Here is an 18,345-nt window from a genome sequence, read left to right on the forward strand (position 1 = left end):
CTACCCCCCACCCCGTCGCTATGCCCCTACATGCCCCGCCGCAGCGCTTCTTCGACCCACGCAAACGCCTGCACAAAACCGGCCCCGATCTCCGGGTACGCCCGGATCAACCCTGCCTCCACCGCAAACAAGCCTAGCAATTCATCGCGGGTCTGCGCCTGCTGCCATGCCTCGGCAAGGAGCGGCACGGCCTCGGCAATGCGGTTGGCATTGATGAGGGCTTGGGCAAGGGTGGTCAGCGCCCTTGCGTGGGCAGCGGTGTCCGCAATCGCGCCGGCGGCGTGGCGGGCGGCGGTAAAGGTGGCGTCCGCTTCCGCAGTTTGTCCGGCCTGCGCGAGGGCTTGGGCAAGGGTGGTCAGCGCCCTTGCGCGGGCAGCGGTGTCCGCAATCGCGTCGGCGGCGTGGCGGGCCTCATCAAACTGTCCGGCCTGCGCGAGGGCTTGGGCAAGGGTGGTCAGCGCCCTTGCGCGGGCAGCGTTGTTCGCAATCGCGTCGGCGGCGTGGCGGGCTTCGGCAAACACAGCGTCCGCTTCCGCGGTGTGTCTGGTCCACGTGAGGTCTTTGGCCAGTGCGCGTAGTGCGGCGGCGCGTTCCTTGTCGTCGGCAATGGCGGTGGCGGTGTGGCGGGCTTCAGTGAACTGTCTAGTCCACGCGAGGGCGTTGGCCAGTGCGCGTAGTGCGGCGGCGCGTTCCTTGTCGTCGGCAATCGCGCCGGCGGCGCGGCGGGCTTCGGCAAACACAGCGTCCGCTTCCGCGGTGTGTCCAGTCCGCGCGAGGGCTTGGGCAAGTTCGGTCAGCGCCCTTGCACGGGCAGCGTTGTCGGTAATGGCGGTGGCGGCGTGGCGGGCTTCGGCAAACACAGCGTCCGCTTCCGCGGTGTGTCTGGGCCACGCGAGGGCTTGGGCAAGTTCGGTCAGCGCCCTTGCACGGGCAGCGTTGTCGGTAATGGCGGTGGCGGCGTGGCGGGCTTCGGCAAACACAGCGTCCGCTTCCGCGGTTTGTCTAGTCCACGCGAGGGCGTTGGCCAGTGCGCGTAGTGCGGCGGCGCGTTCCTTGTCGTCGGCAATGGCGGTGGCGGCGTGGCGGGCTTCGGCAAACACAGCGTCCGCTTCCGCGGTTTGTCTGGGCCACGCGAGGTCTTTGGCCAGTGCGCGTAGTGCGGCGGCGCGTTCCTTGTCGTCGGCAATCGCGCCGGCGGCACGGCGGGCTTCGGTGAACTGTCCAGTCCACGTGAGGGTTTGGGCCAGTGCGCGTAGTGCGGCAGCGCGTTCCTTGTCGTCGGCAATCGCGCCGGCGGCGTGGCGGGCGGCGGTAAAGGTGGCGTCCGCTTCCGCGGTTTGTCCGGCCTGCGCGAGGGCTTTGGCAAGGGTGGTCAGCGCCTCAGCGCGTAGAGCAGGGTGAGCAATCGCGCCGGCGGCGTGGCGGGCCTCGGTGAACTGCCCGGCCTGCGCGAGGGCTTTGGCAAGGGTGGTCAGCGCCCAAGCGCGGCGCCAGTCGTCGACAATCGCGTCGGCGGCGCGGCGGGCGGCGGTAAAGGTGGCGCCGGCTTCCTGCGCGTGGCCGGCCTGCGCGAGGGCTTGGGCAAGGGTGGTCAGCGCCTCGGCGCGGGCAGCGTTGTCCGCAATCGCGCCGGCGGCGTGGCGGGCTTCGGTGACGTGGCCGGTCTGCGCGAGGGCTTGGGCAAGGGTGGTTAGCGCCCAAGCGCGGGCAGCGTTGTCCGCAATCGCGTCGGCGGCGTGGCGGGCGGCGGCAAAGGTGGCATCGGCTTCCTGCGCGTGGCCGGCCTGCGCGAGGGCGGTGGCAAGGGTGGTCTGCGCCGTGGCGCGGGCAGCGTCGTCCGCAATCGTGTCGGCGGCGTGGCGGGCGGCGGTAAAGGTGTCGCCGGATTCCTGCGCGTGGCCGGCCTGCGCGAGGGCGGTGGCAAGGGCGGTCAGCGCCGTGGCGCGGGCAGCGTCATCAGCAATCGCGCCGGCGGCGTGGCGGGCGGCGGTAAAGGTGGCGTCCGCCTCTGTGGTGTGCCCGGCCTGCGCGAGGGTGGTGACAAGGACGGTTAGCGCCGTGGCGCGGGCAGCGTCATCAGCAATCGTGTCGGCGGTGTGGCGGGCCTCGGTGAACTTCCCAGCCTGCGCGAGGGCTTTGGCAAGGGTGGTCAGCGCCTCAGCGCGTAGAGCAGGGTGAGCAATCGCGTCGGCGGCGTGGCGGGCGGCGGTAAAGGTGGCGTCCGCCTCTGTGGTGTGCCCGGCCTGCGCGAGGGCTTTGGCGAGGGTGGTCAGCGCCTTGGCGCGGTGCCAGTCATCAGCAATCGCGCCGGCGGCGTGACGGGCGGCGGTAAAGGTGGCGTCCGCCTCTGTGGTGTGCCCGGCCTGCGCGAGGGCTTTGGCGAGGGTGGTCAGCGCTTCGGCGCGGTCACGGTCGTCAGCAATTGCATCCGCTAACTGCCGGGCCTCAGCAAACTGCCTCGTTTTGGTGAAGGCCGTCGCCAATTTTCCTAACCGTTCAGTCCGCTTTTTAACATCAGATATCGCATCAACCACCTTGCGCGCCCCTCGCCACACCGCCACCGCCTCTTCCTGCTCGCCCCGCTCGAGCAGCGCATGGCCAATCGCCAGCAACACGCCGGCGCGGCGATCCGGATCGCTCAGCAGTTCGGCCCGGTCGCGGGCTTCGGCGCTGCGGCCAAGCGCCACCAGCGCGGTAAACAGTTCGACCGGCCAGTTGTCGATCTGGCTGGTGAGCGAGCAGCGGAGCAGGCTGTATTGCCAGAGGCGCGGCAAACTGCGCGCCAGCGCTGCAATATCGTCACCAGCGGCATCAACCACGGCGCGCCGGGCAAGGTCAAGGTCAAGGGCATAGCGACGCAGGCTAGGATCGGCCCGCCGCTTGGCCGCGCCATACTCATCGGCATCGAGCAACTGCCACAGCCGGTCGTAGGCTTGGGCATAGACAAGGTGGTAGACGAGGTGGGTTTGGGCGTAGGCGCGCCGTTCCGCTTCGGTTTGGTCGTTGGCCGGTTGCCAGAGACGGTCGCGATCGCGTTCGCACCAATGCGCCAAGCGGTGGTGGAAGACGGCTAGCTCGTTATCGGGGAACAATTCGCTGCGCAGGTATTCAATCAGTTTCAAGTGAAGCAGGAAATAGCGCGCTTGTCCCTCCCGGTCGCGCTCGCCGAGCAGGCCGCGTAGCAGCGTTATCGCGTCTGTCACCCGGTAGCGTTTCAGTCCTAAAATGCTGGCGAGGGCCGGCAAGCTGAGCGGTTCCTGCGCTGCTACCAGCACACCGAGGATCGGTTCGATCACGCTCTCCCAGAGCGGTTCTTGCTTCAACCGCTTAATAGTTAGTGTGAAAATATCGCTTCGGTTGGCGATCACCCGCCGGATCAGCGCCTGCGCATCGGCAAGGTTCGGTTCGCGCTGCAATTCCTGCGCCAAGAAGGCGAGGTCGAAGGCATTGCCGTGCAGCTTCCTGTGCAGCTCCACGCGGTCGGCCTCGCTCAGTGCGACCCCGCGCCGGTCAAGCAGGGTGGCAAAGTCGGCGAGGCTGAGCGGTGGCAGGGGGTATTCGCGGCACGCGGTGAGCAGTTTGAGTGGCACGAGGGTGTCATCCGGGCGGGTGCCGATGACGATCACCACCCCTGCCGGCAAGCGTTCAGGCAAAAAGCTGAGGTCGCGCTGGCCGAGGTTGCCCTCAACCGGAATCTGGTCAAGACCATCGATCATCAAGGTCAGCGGACGCTCGCGGGCCAGCCGGTCGAGCAGCGCCAGCAAGCTGTTGCGCAGAGTGATAGGGCTAGCATTATCGGCCAGATAGGTCAACGCCTCTTCGATCAGGTCGTGCTGGGCCAGCAGTTCGGCGATCAAGTGGCCGAGCAGGGCGGCTTGCTCTTCAAAGCTCTGGGTGAAGCGAATAAAGTAAGCCGGGATGGGTGGATTGGTGGTGTTGGCCAAGCGCGCCAAGATGCTGCTCTTGCCTTGGTCAGCCACCCCAGTGACGAGCAGGTAGCCGCCGGTGGGACGGAGCTTCTCAATATGCTGCTGGATTGCCGCCAGTTCCTGTTCCCGCCCGACAAAGTCGGCCTGTAATTTAGCGACACGGAGGTTAGTTGAGTGCCAGTGCTTGATCATAGCCTGCGCTTCGGCGCGGCGGCGTTGCTGTTCGGCGGCGACCCGTTCGGCGGCAATGCGCTCGCGGTAATCGGCTAGCGTCAAGGAATAGTTACCTTCGATCAGGGTGTATGGCTGCTGGCGCTGCTTCTTGAACGTCTCTTTAAGATAGTCGGCGAGCTGGTTGATGGTGACATGACCATCAGCCACTGGGGTTTTGTCGCTCAAGACAGTGAGGATGGCCTGCGTCAGCAACCCGCCGGTATCGGTTTCGCCGGCCCGTTCGCCGGGACGGGTGGCGGGAAAGATCGCGCGCAGCCGGTCGCGCGGCACGGGGGTAGATCGTTGTTCGGCGCGATACTGTTCAATTGCCGCGCGCAGGTCTATCATCAACCGATCATTGCCAGCGTCGCGGATGTTGCCAGCATAGCAGTGATCGAGGATTAGGACGGCGCTGCGTGGTTCGGGAGCTTCATAGACCTGCCGGTAAAGCCAGCGCAGCGAGAGGAAGGCGGTGGCATCTAACGCTGCGTCATCAGTTGTGAAATCGTGGGTGGCAAGAAACGTCTCATTCCCTCCGCCATCGAGCGCTACCGGTACGCCATGGCCGCAGAAGGCGACAATGATGTCAAGGGGGTGCTGTTTCGCTTGTTTGCGTAGCGCAGTGATCTCGCGCCGGATGCGTTGCGCGGTCGCTTCAGGGCCGAGCAGCAACGTCACCGTGAAGCCGCAGGCCGGCGCTTCCAGCGCCGCCGCCAATGCGCTCGCGTCGCGTTCGGCGCTGGCCAAGGGGGCAAGGTGCGGATCGGCGGCGCGGTCAACGCCAATAATCAGGGCGTGGCGGTGGGGCGGGACGGCAGACATAGACGTTGATCCCCCAACAGTCTCCTGTGCCGGGTCGCGCGGCGGCGGGTTGGTGATGACATCGTTGGTAAACAGTATACCAAAGATATGGCGGAATAGGCAGTCATTGCGCCGGGTGGTAGGGGCAACGCATGCGTTGCCCCTACCACCCGGCGCACCCATTACCATTCATCCGGCACGGCGATCTGCACCTCGATGCTGGTCTGCGCCGGATCAATCCGTTCCGGCAGGCGTTCGCGCAGCAGTTGGGCCAGCAAGGCCTCGTCGCTATCAGCCGGGATTGCGGTTTGGCTAGCGTTGTAGTTGATGATGATGACCGTTGGCTTGGGGCTGTCTGGTTTGGCGGTCAATTTCTTCAGTTCGTTCAGCAGTTGCACAACCGCCGCCGAGAATGTGACCAATGGCAGCAGGGTTTGGGCGGTATCGGCAGCCGTGACCAGCCACTGGTAGACATCGCCGCTGCGCAAGGTGGTGTAGGCCGGTTCGATGGTTTGTTGTTGCTGGCGCAGACTATCAACGACCTCGCGGGCGACGCGGTTGACCAGCGCCGGGTTGGCGCCGTCAGTATCGGCTGGGCGGAAGGTGATGAGAATGCCGGTGGGTTGGGTCATCGCTTGTCTCCTTTGGCGGCGGATAACGCTGGGTGTTATTGTAGCGCAAGCTGCGGCGGATGGGACGCATGTTCGTGCGTGGCTGGCGGCGCGACACGCGCTGGCAGCAGGTGGCAGGCGCTGAAGCGGGAGATTGCTTCGGGCGACCGGTACCGTGTTGCGGTGGCCGGTGCGCCCGCGCAATGACAGGTGGGCGCGGGAGCGGGATGGACGGATCCGGCACCCGGCCCTGAAGGGCCGGGCTAGGGTTACGAAGCCCGCTGCGCGGGCTGCTAGCCCTCACCCCCCAACCCCCTCTCCCACCTGACGGCGGGAGAGGGGGAGCGTCGTGCCCAGCGTTGGGGCATGGTACAGCGATCAACGGTTGTGCCTGACCGCATGTTCTGCCCGCTCCTCAAACAGGGCGGTTGTCATTGTGGGCCTGCGTTGCTCACTAGCAGGGGGGGTGGGCGCTGAAGCGGGAGATTGCTGCGGGCGACCGGCGCATCGCGTGGCGGTGGCAAGTGCGCCCTCGCAATGACAATATAAGGCCTCTACCCAGAACCCTTTGGATCCGTGCCCATCCGTCTCAACTCATGCGTATCCGTGTCCTATTCTGCTCCCGCGAATGGAAGCGCCACTTCCAACCATTGCGCATCGGCGCACGCTTGCAGTCCCCAGCCGAGCTGGCCGGTGGGGCGCACGATCGCGTATTGGTTGTCGATCCAGATGACGGTGCTGAGCGGGCCGCGCGGTGAGGGGGCGCGGAGGACGATGACGCCATCGACGGCGAGGGTGCTTTCGGTGATGCCCCAGTGGATGGCATAGTCGTGCCATTGGCTGAGATCGACGTTGACGATGGTTTCGGCGATGCCGGCGGCGCGTTGGATGAACGGCCAGAGCCGGCGGTAGAGTGGTGGCAGGTTGAGGAGCGGTACGACGAGCGGTGCGGCGGGGAGCCACGCGAGCGCGGTTGGGCGACCGGCGTCGATGGTGGCTGCTTTCCAGCCGTGGCCGGGGACGCCGAGCGCTAGCGGCATGTCGTGCGGTGGTGCGCCGAAGAAGAACCAGACCGCTTGGGGCATACGCGGCGGCCATGCCCACGGGTAGCTCCACAGGCCGAAGCCGGCGGTGCCGGCTAACTGATCAGCCGGGTGCGAGGCGCGCGCGCGCAGGCGGAGGGTGTAGGGCGGGCGCAGTGCGCGCGGCGGGCCGGCTCGCCTCCCGAAGTCGTCGAGTTGGGCGTTGCGGTAGCGGTCGGCGGGGCCGGGTGGGCGGATGAGGCGGAGGCCGGTGGTGGTGCGTACCACCCCGGCTCCGCCGCTGCACCGTGGTCGCAGGTGCATCGTGATCCGTCCCTACGCTTTGACGATCCCGACCGTCACGGCGCCGTCGCCGAATTCGTCGGCGGCGGTGTAGGCGCCGGCTGGCGGTGCGCTGACCGTCAGCTCGACGGCGAGGGTCTCGGTTTGGATGTACTCGCCGTGTTGCGCTAAGGTGGCCGCCAGCAGCTCGGCTTCATCGGCGCTGGTGAGGAAGAGCCGGATGCGATCGCTGATCGCTAACCCAGCACTCTTGCGCGCGTCTTGGATGTAGCGCACGAGGTCGCGAGCTGCGCCTTCCAACCGCAGTTCTTCCGTCACCGTCGTGTTCAACGCCACCAGCATGCCGTCGGCTTCGGCCACCGCGTACCCCGCCGGCGCGCTGCTCTCGACCAGCACCTCTTCGGCCAGCAACTCGATCTCTTGGCCGTCAACCGGCAGGCGCACCGGTTGGCCGGCTTCCACCGCCTGCGCCGCCGCGCGCGCGGCCTCGCCGTTCAGATCGCGCAACGCCACTGTCAGCGCCGGCACCAGCTTACCAAACTTCTTGCCGACGAGGCGCAGGTTCGGCTTCAGGCGGTACTCGACCACGGCGCTGTTGGCGTCGAGGTACCGCACCGCTTTGACGTTCAGCTCATCGCGCAGCTCGGCCTCGAAGCGGCGCACGCCGTTGAGCAGCGCCGGCGTGCTGGCCCGCAGCCAGAGTTCGCTCAGCGGCTGGCGCACCTTCAGGTTGGCCTGCTTGCGCGCCGCTCGCCCCAGCGAGACTGCGGTCAGCAAGGCTTCGGTGTCGGCGACCAGTTGCTCATCGAGCAGCGCCCGATCCACTTGCGGCCAGCGCGCCAAGTGAACGCTCTCTGGCGCGGCGGCGTCGTGTTCGGCGACCAGATTGCGGTAGATCGCTTCGCTGACGAACGGGGTGAAGGGCGCAGCCAGCTTTGCCACCGTCACCAGACAGGTGTAGAGCGTCTGGTAAGCGGCCTCTTTGTCGGCGTCGCTCTCGCTCTTCCAGAAGCGGCGGCGATTGCGGCGCACGTACCAGTTCGACAGCTCGTCAACGAAGTGCTCGATCGCGTTGGCGGCGGTATAGACATCGTACTCCTCGAAGGCGTCGGTCGCCTTTTGCACGAGCTGGTTGAGCGCCGCCAGCGCCCAGCGGTCGATCGGCTGCAAGTCGGCGGTGCGCCCGCTGTTGGGTTGCCACTGGTCGAGGTTGGCGTAGGTGACGAAGAAGGCATACGTGTTCCAGAGCGTGAGCAGGAACTTGCGCATGCTCTCGCTGACCAGATCCATGCTGAAGCGGCGGGCATTGCCGGGAGGCGCGGCGGTGAACAGGTACCAGCGCAGGGCATCAACGCCGTAGCTGTTGATCACCTCTTGCGGCTCGATCACATTGCCCCGGCTCTTGCTCATCTTTTGGCCGTCTTTGTCGAGAATGTGACCGAGACAGATCACGTTCTTGAATGCGGGCCGGTCGAAGAGCAGGGTGCTGACGGCGTGCAAGGTGTAGAACCAGCCGCGGGTCTGGTCAACCGCCTCGCAGATGTAGTCGGCGGGATGGGCCATCTCGAACACGTCGCGATTCTCGAACGGGTAGTGCCACTGCGCCACCGGCATCGAACCGCTGTCGAACCAGCAGTCGGCGACGTCGGGAATCCGGCGCATCAAGCCGTGTTCAGGGTCTTCCCAGACCACCTCGTCGATGTATGGCCGGTGCAGGTCAAGGTCGCGCAGCGAGCGGCCCACCTTTGCTTCCAGCTCGGCCAGCGAACCGATACAGACCATGTGCGAGCCGTCGGCGTTCGTCCAGATCGGGATCGGCGTGCCCCAATACCGCTCGCGGCTGATCGCCCAGTCGATGTTGTTTTCCAGCCAGTTGCCGAAGCGGCCATCACGGATATGTTCGGGCACCCAGTGGATCTGCTGGTTGTTGGCGACCAGATCGGCCTTAAAGGCAGTGGTGCGGATGTACCATGAACGCTTGGCATAGTACAGCAACGGCGTGCTGCAGCGCCAGCAGAACGGGTAGTAGTGGCGCACGCGCCCGCTGCGCAAGAGCAGGCCACGCGCTTTGAGGTTGCGGGTGATGTCGGGATCGGCTTCTTTGAAGAACTTGCCAGCGAAGCCGAGTTCGGCAAATTCGGGCAACACGCGGCCATCCAACCCCACCGAGAAGAGGGTGGGCAGGCCGTGCTTGCGCCCGACGTCGAGGTCGCCGTAGGCTGGCGCGATATGGACAATGCCGGTACCATCGTCGAGGCTGACGATCTCATCGGCGATCACGCGGTAGGCCGTCTCCCAATCGACCGTATCGCCGGCGCCGGGCACGCCGCGGAAGAGCGGCTCGTAGCGGAGACCGACCAGATCGTTGCCGCGGAACCGGCGCAGCACGGTGAAGCTCTCGGCGGGCAAGACCTGATTGACCAGCGCCGCCGCCATCACCAACCGCTCGCCGTTATGCTCAACCTCGACATACTCGGCGTCGTGCTTGACGGCCAGCGCCACGTTGGCCGGTAACGTCCATGGCGTCGTCGTCCACGCCACCAAAAACGCGCCTTCGAGGGTGCCGTCAACTGCCGGCGGCGGCACGACCGTGCCCTTGACGCGGAACTTGATATAGACGCTCGGATCATCGACATCATCGCGCGCGCCGAGGCTGACCTCGTGGTCACTGAGGCTGGTGCCGCAGCGCGGGCAGTGCATCGTGACCTTGTAGTCGCGGAAGAGCAGGCCGCGATCCCACAACTGGCGGAAGATCCACCACGTCGACTCGATATAGTCGTTCTCGTAGGTGATATAAGCGTCTTCGCTCAGCCAGAACGCGATCCGCTTGGTAAACGCCTTCCACTCTTGGATGTACTCCCAGACGCTCTCGCGGCAGAGGCGATTAAATTCAGCGATGCCAAACCGCTCGATGTCGGGCTTGCCGCTAAAACCGAGCTTCTTCTCGATCTCGATCTCCACCGGCAGGCCGTGGGTATCCCACCCCTCGCGGCGGCCAATAATGCGATAGCCCTGCATCGAGCGATAGCGCAAGATCACATCTTTGAAGCTGCGCGAGATGGTATGGTGCAAACCGGGGCGGCCATTGGCGGTCGGCGGCCCCTCGTAAAAGACAAACGGCTTCTCGCCGGCGGCCAACGACTTTGCCACCACGTCATTGGCATCCCACCACGCCAGCACATCCTCTTCGAGTTGGGGAAACTTGACATTCGGATCAACCGGCTTAAACATGCAACCTCCGTGCGCGCCAACGTAAAAAGCCTCGTCCCCGAAAGGGGACGAGGCTGATCAACCCCGCGGTACCACCCCATTTCGACGGCGCACACAACCGGGCGCGCGTCGCACTCAGTGAGCGTCAAGCAACGCTCTGCCCCGCTAACGGTGGGCATTCCGGGCGCGGCTACTGCGCGGGGCAACCAACCACGCGGTTCACCTGCCGGCTCAGGGGTGATCTTCACTGCCACCGGTTCCACCCGGCTTCCACCGTCCCGGGCTCGCTGGCGGGCAAGCGGCAGCTACTCGTCCCCGTCATCGCCGTTGAGTGACAGTATACGCCGGGCGGCGCATTGCGTCAAGGATGGGTGGGAATAGCCACAAAGAGACGCAAAAAGCCCAAATGGTATAGCCACGAAGAGGCGCAAAAAGCACAAAAAGAACTTTATTTTGTGTCTTCTGTGTCTTTTTGTGGCTATTCTACCACTCGTTACGCAGCCCGCTCGACGGGCTAGGCATAGCCACCAAGCGACGCAAAAGGCACAAAACAATTTTTGTGTCTTCTGTATCTTTTTGTGGCTATTCTACCACTCGTTACGCAGCCCGCTCGACGGGCTAGGCATAGCCACCAAGCGACGCAAAAAGCACAAAAAGAACTTTTTTGGGTCTTCTGCGTCTTTTTGTGGCTATTCTACCACTCGTTACGCAGCCCGCTCGACGGGCTAGGCATAGCCACCAAGCGACGCAAAAAGCACAAAAAGAACTTTTTTGGGTCTTCTGCGTCTTTTTGTGGCTATTCTACACAAACATCTTTGTGGCTATTCCGCCTCCCCCAACGCTTCGATCCACGCGATGCGCACCTCACCCAACCCGCTCCACCGGTCGTACTCGTCATCGATCACCACCGCGTGCAGCGCCAACGGCCAATCGGGCCGCCGGTTGCCGCTGCCGGCGACCCGCTCGTAATGCGCCGGACGGCGGCTGACCGGCGTGATGAGCGTCTGCCACGCTGGCGGGCCCATCACGCCAGCAGTCACGCTAAACACTTCGCCTTCGCGGTCGCGCAGCCAGAGCCGCAGCCGGTGGCCGTTGCCGTCACCGTAGAGCTGGACGGCCAGCGCGGTTGTTTCAGCGGGCAAGGGGATAGGGTCGCTTAGCTCGAACGCGACATAATCATTCTCGCGGGTAGTGAAGCGGTAGGTGAAGTGGAGGAATCCATTATCGGGCTGGAGCGAGCCGTTGGGTTGAGCGGGCCGCTGCCAGCGCACCGGCTGGCTGCCGTCGAGTAATAGCGTTGCGCTGGTGAGGCGCGTTGGCGGATCAGCTAAGGTCGCCGCTAGCTGGCGCATCGCATCCGCTACCGGCTTAGGCCGGCTAAAGTCGGCCCGCCCGCTGCCATACGCGAACAAGCCGTAGGGATTGTGCGGGTCGTCTTTGAGCATATACCAAAAGACGTGGCTGACGCCGCCTTGCCAGAGCGCGCGATAGGCTTGGGCGAGGTAAGCCGCCTGCTGCGCGGCGTTCGTCAACCCCAGCGCGTCGCGGTCGCCGGGGCCGCTCGCCCACCCCACCTCGGTGGCCCAAATCGGCTTCGGCCCGTAGCGCGCCGCCAGCGCGCGCACGCCGTCGGCAGCGGCGATTAAGTTGCCTTCGTCTGGGGTGAGCGGATCAACATAGGGGTGAATGGCAATCACATCAAAGGCGTTCCAGCCGCCGTACTCGGCGATAGCGCGCAGAAAGGCCGTGTCGAAGGGATTGATCCCTCCCAGCACAATCGTGGCGCTGGGATCGATCGCTCGAATTGCCTGCGCCGTCTTGATCAAGAGCCGGGTGTAGCGGACTGGATCGGGCGCGGGCCGCCAGAAGGCCGCTTGATCCGGTTCGTTCCAGATTTGCCAGTGCTTGACGAGATGGCGGTAGCGTGTGACCACCGCTTCGGCGTAAGCGACAAACGCGGCTTCATCGGGCGGCGCGAACGAGATCAGGTTGGGAGGATCGGTAGGGTCGGGCGTGGCCCAACCTACTGCCGGCCCTAGCACGCCAAGCACCTGCAAGCGCTGCCGGCGCAGGCTGTAGAGCGCGGCATCGGTGAAGACCCAATCCCAGACGCCGGGTTGGGGTTGGATGCGGTGCCAATGCAGATCTTCGCGCACCCATTGCACGCCGAGATCGGCGACAATCGCTGCCGGGATGGGCATGGTTGCGGCGTCGGGGTAGCGAGTGGCGAGATGGCTGTTGATCCCGATCGCCAGCGGCCCGATCGGCCCGCGCACCGCAATCGGCGCCGTGATCAACCAGCGCGGGGCCGGCGCATCCCCGGCCAATATCCCCGCCATAACAATAATCGCGATCAAACAATAGCGTACAGACGAACGGCTGTGCGTCTCCCCACGGCAGTGCGGAGCGGCACGACCGTGCGTCTCTACAAGGCCGTGCGTCTGTACGATGTCACCATTCCACCGCATAAACCTGATGTTCCACCCACCCCAACCCAATCCGTCGCCAGCACATCACCCCTTCCAACGGCTGCAACCCGCAGCGTTCAGCCAGCCGGCAGGCCGCCGGATGCGCCGGCGCGATCAACGCTTCGAGCCGGTGCAGGCCCAATGCCGTGTTGCTATATCCGATCACGGCAGTTAAAGCCTCGCGCATATACCCTTTCCGGCTCGAACGCTCCTCCATCCGGCATTCAATGATCGCGGCGCGGCGCACCGTTCGCTCAATGCAATCGATCCAGATATCGCCGCAGATCCGCTCCAGCGGGTCGTCGCGCCGCACCAAGAACAGGCGCAGGCTCTGCCCGGCGTGGCGCGCCTCTTCTTCCGCTGCCAACCGGCGGCGCTGGCCTTGCAAGGTAAAAAAGTCATCGGGCGGCAGCGGCAACCAATCCTCGCCAAACGTCCATGCGCGGCGGAAGTAGCCGCGCACCGCTTCGTTGTCGCGTGGCCCCATGACTCGTAGCCAGAGCCGTTCGGTGGTCAGGATGGTTGTGTTCATCTCATCACGCTTCCCGCATTTGCGCGGTTATGCCTGCTTATCGGATCGTTGGTTCAATCGTGATCGTCTCTTGCGCGAATGCTACAACCGGCGCCACATCACTCCCCGGCGCCGTGATCACCGCCGGCGGGATGGCAAAGGTTCCTGCGGTGGCGGCTTGCGCTGTGATGATGACGCGATAGACGCCGGGGGCAATTGCAGTCCCGCCGAGCTGTACCTGCCGCCATTCGCGGTCGATCTGCTGGTAAGCGAAACTAGCCCCGGCGTCAACCTTGACCGGCATAAGTCCGGCTGGCAGCGGGATGGCGGCCTCGAGCCGGAAGATGGGCTTGCTCACGATCAGCAGCAGCTCCATCTCAACCGGCTGATCAATTGTGCTTGGCTCCGTGGCCGTTCGATACCGCAACCGTGCCCGCACCGCTCCCGGCTGGCCGGCGCTGCTGGCCGGGTTGCGCACCACGATCAGCGCCGTGCTGTTGGTTGGTTCAACCCGGAGCGCGCCGCCGCTGAGCCGGAACCGTTCGACGCTGCTGATTGGCCGTTCGGTGGTGAGATCGGCAGTGTCGTGCTCCACCCTCACGCGCGCATTGCCGTCAAGTAAAGCCGGGCCGAGGGCCAGTGCCACCCGCGCCGCTTCGTAAGGCGTTGGCCAGCCGTCTCCCTGCCAGTGCCGCAACAGCGCTGCTCGCCACGGGGCTAACCGCGGATCCGCTGGACGTTCGGCGGCTAACGCTTGCACCACGCTGGCGCTGACGGCCAGCGCGCTGGGTGGCATGCCGTCGGCGCCGGCCCACGGCAAGCCGCTGCTTGCCGTGTTCCACAACGGCGCCAGCAATGCACTCTGCTCGTTCGTGGCGCGCAAAGCGGTGAAGGCGCGTCCGGCTGGGCCGGCGCCAGCGGGAAGGGCTGGTTGTCCCGTTCCTTCGCTATAGATTGACATGACATAATCAGTATACGCTTGCGCATCGGCGGGTTGGGCGAGCCGGTGCCGGCGCAGGTACGCCAGCGCCGGTTCGCTCAGCTCGCGCAACCGGCTTGCGGGTTCGGTTTGACCAATCGCCTCCAGCACAAAGCTCGTCACAAATGGGTCAGAGCCGCTGCCCGGCCACCAACCCCACCCGCCGTCGCTGTTGCGCAGCGCGCGCAGTTGGGTGAGCGCGCGGTCGTTCAGTGCGCGCCACTCTTCTGCTTCCGCGTTAGTGGCTGCGGTGCGTTCCAGCATGCGGCCAATGATCGCCGCCGCCGCCAGCGCTTCAGCCGTTGGCGTGGCCGTTTGCAGCAGCCGTTGCGCTTGATCGGCCAAGGCCGCTCGTGCGCTAGCTGCGATAGCCACGTCGTTATCGCCGTCGGGCAGGCTCAATTCAATCGCGCTGGCCGTCACCCGCGTTTGCGCCGTCGCTGGGAGCTGCGCCTCTTGGCGTACCGGCACGGCGTATTCGATTGGCGGCAGGCTAACGCTATCGATCACTTCGTAGCGCAACCCAATGATCGAAGCATTCGCTTGCGCTTGCACCCGCCAAAACACCGGCGCTGTGGCGCCAGCCGGCACGCGCACGGTTTGCTCGAACGGATCGAGCAGCACACCGCCGCTGAGCCATAACCGCGCGCGGATGGTGCGCTCTTGCCCATCAACGTTCCGCAGGATCAAGGTCGCAAGCGCGGTATCGGCTGGCCGCAATGCCGGCAGCGGCGTCGCAATCGCCTCCACCGGCTGGCTGGTGTCGATCAGCGCACTCGCGCTGGTGGCGATGCCGGCAGGATCGATCGCGATCACCTCCAGCCGCCAGCGGCCTTGCTGGTTGGGCAAGCGCACCGTTATTTCGTGTTGGTTGGAGGAGGATTGCACGCTGGCAAGGACATCGATACCGCCGAAGCTGCCGGGTGTCCATTGTGCCGGTTGCCCCGGCAAGAGCGATCTATTCCAGCGATCCAAATTCGTTGGCGGTGCGTGAATAGGCGTCAGCATCACCAGTAGATCATCGGTCGCTGCTGTGACCGTTATGGGTATGGTCGCACCGGGCAACGCTTCGCGCTGGGTAAGGTTGATGACCGGCGCCGGCGGCGGGTCAATCTGAAGCGTGGTTGCAGTCGTCCACACCCGCACGCCATCATCGATCAAGGCGGTGATCATCGTCACCGGCGCCATATCGGCGCTGATCGGTATGGTTATAAGCGTGCCGGGGCGGGCGTTCGCTTGCCTGACCAGCGCGTTTTCGCCTTGGCCAACGATCACGAGCGCAGTTCCGCCGCCGCTTGGCCCGGTGAACAAGAGGCGGGCAACGTCGCCGGTGGCATAGGTTGGCCGGTCGGCGATGATCCGTGGTTCGGCGGTGCCGATGCTCGATCCCGCCACCCACAGCTCCTTGCGGGTGAGCGCTGTGCCGGCCCGCGCGGTGAGTTCATACCGGCCCGGCGCCAAGGTGACGAGTTCAGTGGTGGCCTGCCCATCGGCCCCGGTACGCACCCGGCGGATCAGCAGCGGCGGTTCGGCAGCGTTGCGCCGGAGTTCGATTTCGACCAGTGTATTGGCGATTGGTTGCCCATCAGCCGTGCGTAGGGTTGCGGTGACGCTGGCCCGTTCGTTGCGTTCGATCACGGTGGGCATCGTGATCGCCAAGCGGGGGCTGCGCGGCGTAATCACCCCCTCAGTGGTGCGTTCGATCTGCTCGCCGTCCGGCAACTGCACCGTGAGGTGAAGAGTGTAGCGCAAGGGGCGCAGCAGATTCTCGTCAGCCGGCAAGCTGATCACCGCTCTCCCGCTCGCATCAGTCACTGCACTAGCTTGGGTTTCACTGGTTGCGCCGGTGACTTCACCATCTACCCCATCAAGTTCCGCCGTCGCTAACGTGGCAACCCGTAACGTCCAACTCACCACTGCGCCGCTGACAGGTAGATCGGCGCGGGTGACATCAACCGCCAACCCTGCCGGACGGATCGGAATCACGCGCGCGGTGGCGCCGGTGGCCGGTACACTCACCCTGATCGGGATCGCATACGTTGTATCGCCAACGGAGACGCGCACCGTGTACAAGCCGGGTGTCGTGCGAGCATTGAGTTGAAGACTGCCATTTAGCCTCCCGTTCTCGCTCACCGTACAGGCTACGGCGCGCGGCTCGCCGATCACGTTCTGGCCGTCGAGTTGGAGGTCGCACGTTCCGGCAACCGGTAAGCTCAGCCGGCCATCCGCTTGCCGTTCGCGCACCACGCCGCTGATCCGCACGGTACCCCCCGGACGGTAGCTGAGCCGGTCAACCGCCAGCAGAGCTTGGGTGCGCGGTTGGAGGAGAGTGACGATGTCTGCGCGGGCCAAGGCGATCCCGTTGCTTTCGGCCAGCGCCACGAGGGTGCGGGCCGGCGCATTGGCGCTCAGCAATCCTAGCTCGTCTAATGTGACCCGCCAAAGACCTTGCTCGTTACTGTTGCCGCGGGCGAGCATCGTTTCACCGGCATAGATACTCACTGCAACATCGCTCACCGGTATGCCATTGCCGCTGCTTGTCACCCAAAGCAACATCTCATTGCCGTTCGGCAACATTGTCAGGTGCAACGCCGAAATGAGGATTAGCCGGTCGACGCGCAGACCATTGCTGGTTGTCAAGCGTAGGTAATACGCTCCCGGCGGCAGCGGATCGCCGGCGCTATTGGTTGCCAACGGCAGCAGACTGCGCATAACGGTGTCGGGCGGGTCAGAGAAGGTCTCGCGCCATGCCCGCACGAGTGGCTGGCCATAGCGTTCGGGCACAAAACTAGGCCATTCGGTTGGCCGGAGCGAGATGGCACGTACCAGCGTCGTTGCATCGAGTTGGTAGAGTTGCGCGTCAACCGCGCTCACGTTCATCCGCTCTAGCGTTACTGCCGGTTGTGCGTCGGCGGGGAAACTTATGATCGTATCGCTGGTGATGTGCAACAACGGTGGGGCGCTCGCTGTGCGGAGGGTGAGGGAAACGTCTTCGCCGAGCGGCACACCGCTGCGATCACGGGTGCCGGCAGCGATAGTGAGTGTGTAAGTGGCGGCTGCCTGCAACGCGGGCCGGAGATTAACCCGATTCTCGTCAACCTGTAGCTCAACCTCAGTCACCGGCGGGTCAAAGCGTAACCCTGCCCGTATCTCTGCTTCCTCCATCGGTGTGCTAAAGATCAGGCGAATCTCTTGCCCCGGCGCCAGCGTTTGGCCTTGGCCCGGAAACGAAGCGACCAGCGCCGGTTCGGGTTCCACCGTGAAGCGCCATTCGGCCAGCGGTTGGTTGGCGGATGGCGGTTGGAGGCGTACTTGATAGGTTTGGCCCGGTGTCCAGCCGTTGTACGGCGTGAACGTGACGGTGTACCGGCCATCGGTGGTGGCGCTGCTGAAATCGCCGTTAATCGCTGGCGTAATTGCCACGGCGGCGCTGAGCAGCCGGGTATCGATCGGCGCATCAAAGACCAGCGTCAGCGGCTGTTGCGGGTTCACCCACTGTTCGCCGGGTGGTGGGGTTTGGGCCATCAGGGTGGGCCATGGCGTGGTAAATTGCCACTGGAACGGCTGGCCGAGTTCGATCCCGCGCGCATCGCGCAGATTAGCGTCAAGGGTGAGGGTGTACGTCGTCGCTGCGGTGAACGCGATGACCGGTTGCAACAATAAGGTTTGCGGATCGAGCCACTGCCCTTCCAGCGGCCACGGTGGCGCCAGTTGCACATGTTGCAGCGCTGCCGGTTGGCCAACCGCACTCGCGGCGACCATCGGCTGGCTAAAGACGAGCGCGATCGGCGCGTCGCGCAAGCGTGGCGCAAGCGCAGCGGCGACCGCCGGTTGGGCGGCAGTGGTAAATGCAACATCGAGTGGTTGCGCGAGGGGGCGCCACCACCGGCTTTGGGCATTGGCCATCACCTGTACGCGATAGGTTGTGGCCGGTTGCAAGGGTTGCGCTGGCACAAACCGCAACACCTGCATATCGTCCGACCACTCAAACGATCCTGCTAACGGCGGATCGATCCGCAGCGCGCGCGTGACCGTAAAGGGGTTCATCGGTGTGCTAAACGCGATCGTGATCGTGCTGCGTGGTGGCACCGCTTGGCTCTGCGGCAAGGGATCGCGTAATTGCACCGTTGGCGCAGCCACCCACGGCGATACCGGCGCTAGCCAGCGGATGGATAGCCCGCCAAGCAAGCTTACAACTATGCTGGCCAGTATCATTGTCCAGAGACGGGCCAAAACGCGCATCCAACGCTGCATGCGTATTCTCATGCCGGATATTGCGGGTAATGTGCCATACCGTT

Annotated in this window: 7 protein-coding genes; all 7 read right to left on the reverse strand. The window is 64.8% G+C overall.

Annotated features, from left to right (window positions below; genetic code table 11):
• Positions 1-26 precede the first annotated feature (26 nt).
• On the reverse strand, positions 27-4,964 hold the full coding sequence (locus A6A03_RS14965; protein WP_066789905.1) for an ATP-binding protein: 4,938 nt from the start codon (positions 4,962-4,964) through the stop codon (positions 27-29).
• Between the two features lie 161 nt (positions 4,965-5,125).
• Positions 5,126-5,575, reverse strand: a complete 450-nt coding sequence (locus tag A6A03_RS14970) for a hypothetical protein (protein WP_066789907.1) — start codon at positions 5,573-5,575, stop codon at positions 5,126-5,128.
• Positions 5,576-6,165: 590 nt separating this feature from the next.
• Positions 6,166-6,900 (reverse strand): hypothetical protein, encoded by a 735-nt coding sequence (locus tag A6A03_RS14975; RefSeq protein ID WP_066789909.1) that lies wholly within the window; start codon positions 6,898-6,900, stop codon positions 6,166-6,168.
• Between the two features lie 12 nt (positions 6,901-6,912).
• Positions 6,913-10,110, reverse strand: coding sequence for an isoleucine--tRNA ligase (gene ileS / locus A6A03_RS14980; RefSeq protein WP_066789910.1), 3,198 nt, complete (start codon positions 10,108-10,110; stop codon positions 6,913-6,915).
• Between the two features lie 800 nt (positions 10,111-10,910).
• The gene (locus tag A6A03_RS14985; RefSeq protein WP_066789938.1) at positions 10,911-12,428 is read right to left on the reverse strand and encodes a glycosyl hydrolase; all 1,518 of its coding nucleotides are present in this window, start codon (positions 12,426-12,428) and stop codon (positions 10,911-10,913) included.
• Positions 12,429-12,540: 112 nt separating this feature from the next.
• On the reverse strand, positions 12,541-13,089 hold the full coding sequence (locus A6A03_RS14990) for a GNAT family N-acetyltransferase (RefSeq protein WP_066789912.1): 549 nt from the start codon (positions 13,087-13,089) through the stop codon (positions 12,541-12,543).
• A 37-nt stretch (positions 13,090-13,126) separates the two neighbouring features.
• Entirely contained in the window at positions 13,127-18,301 is a 5,175-nt protein-coding gene (locus tag A6A03_RS14995; protein WP_245669010.1) for an Ig-like domain-containing alpha-2-macroglobulin family protein, read from the reverse strand.
• Between the last annotated feature and the right edge of the window lie 44 nt (positions 18,302-18,345).

The organism is Chloroflexus islandicus (assembly GCF_001650695.1).
Lineage (GTDB): Bacteria > Chloroflexota > Chloroflexia > Chloroflexales > Chloroflexaceae > Chloroflexus > Chloroflexus islandicus.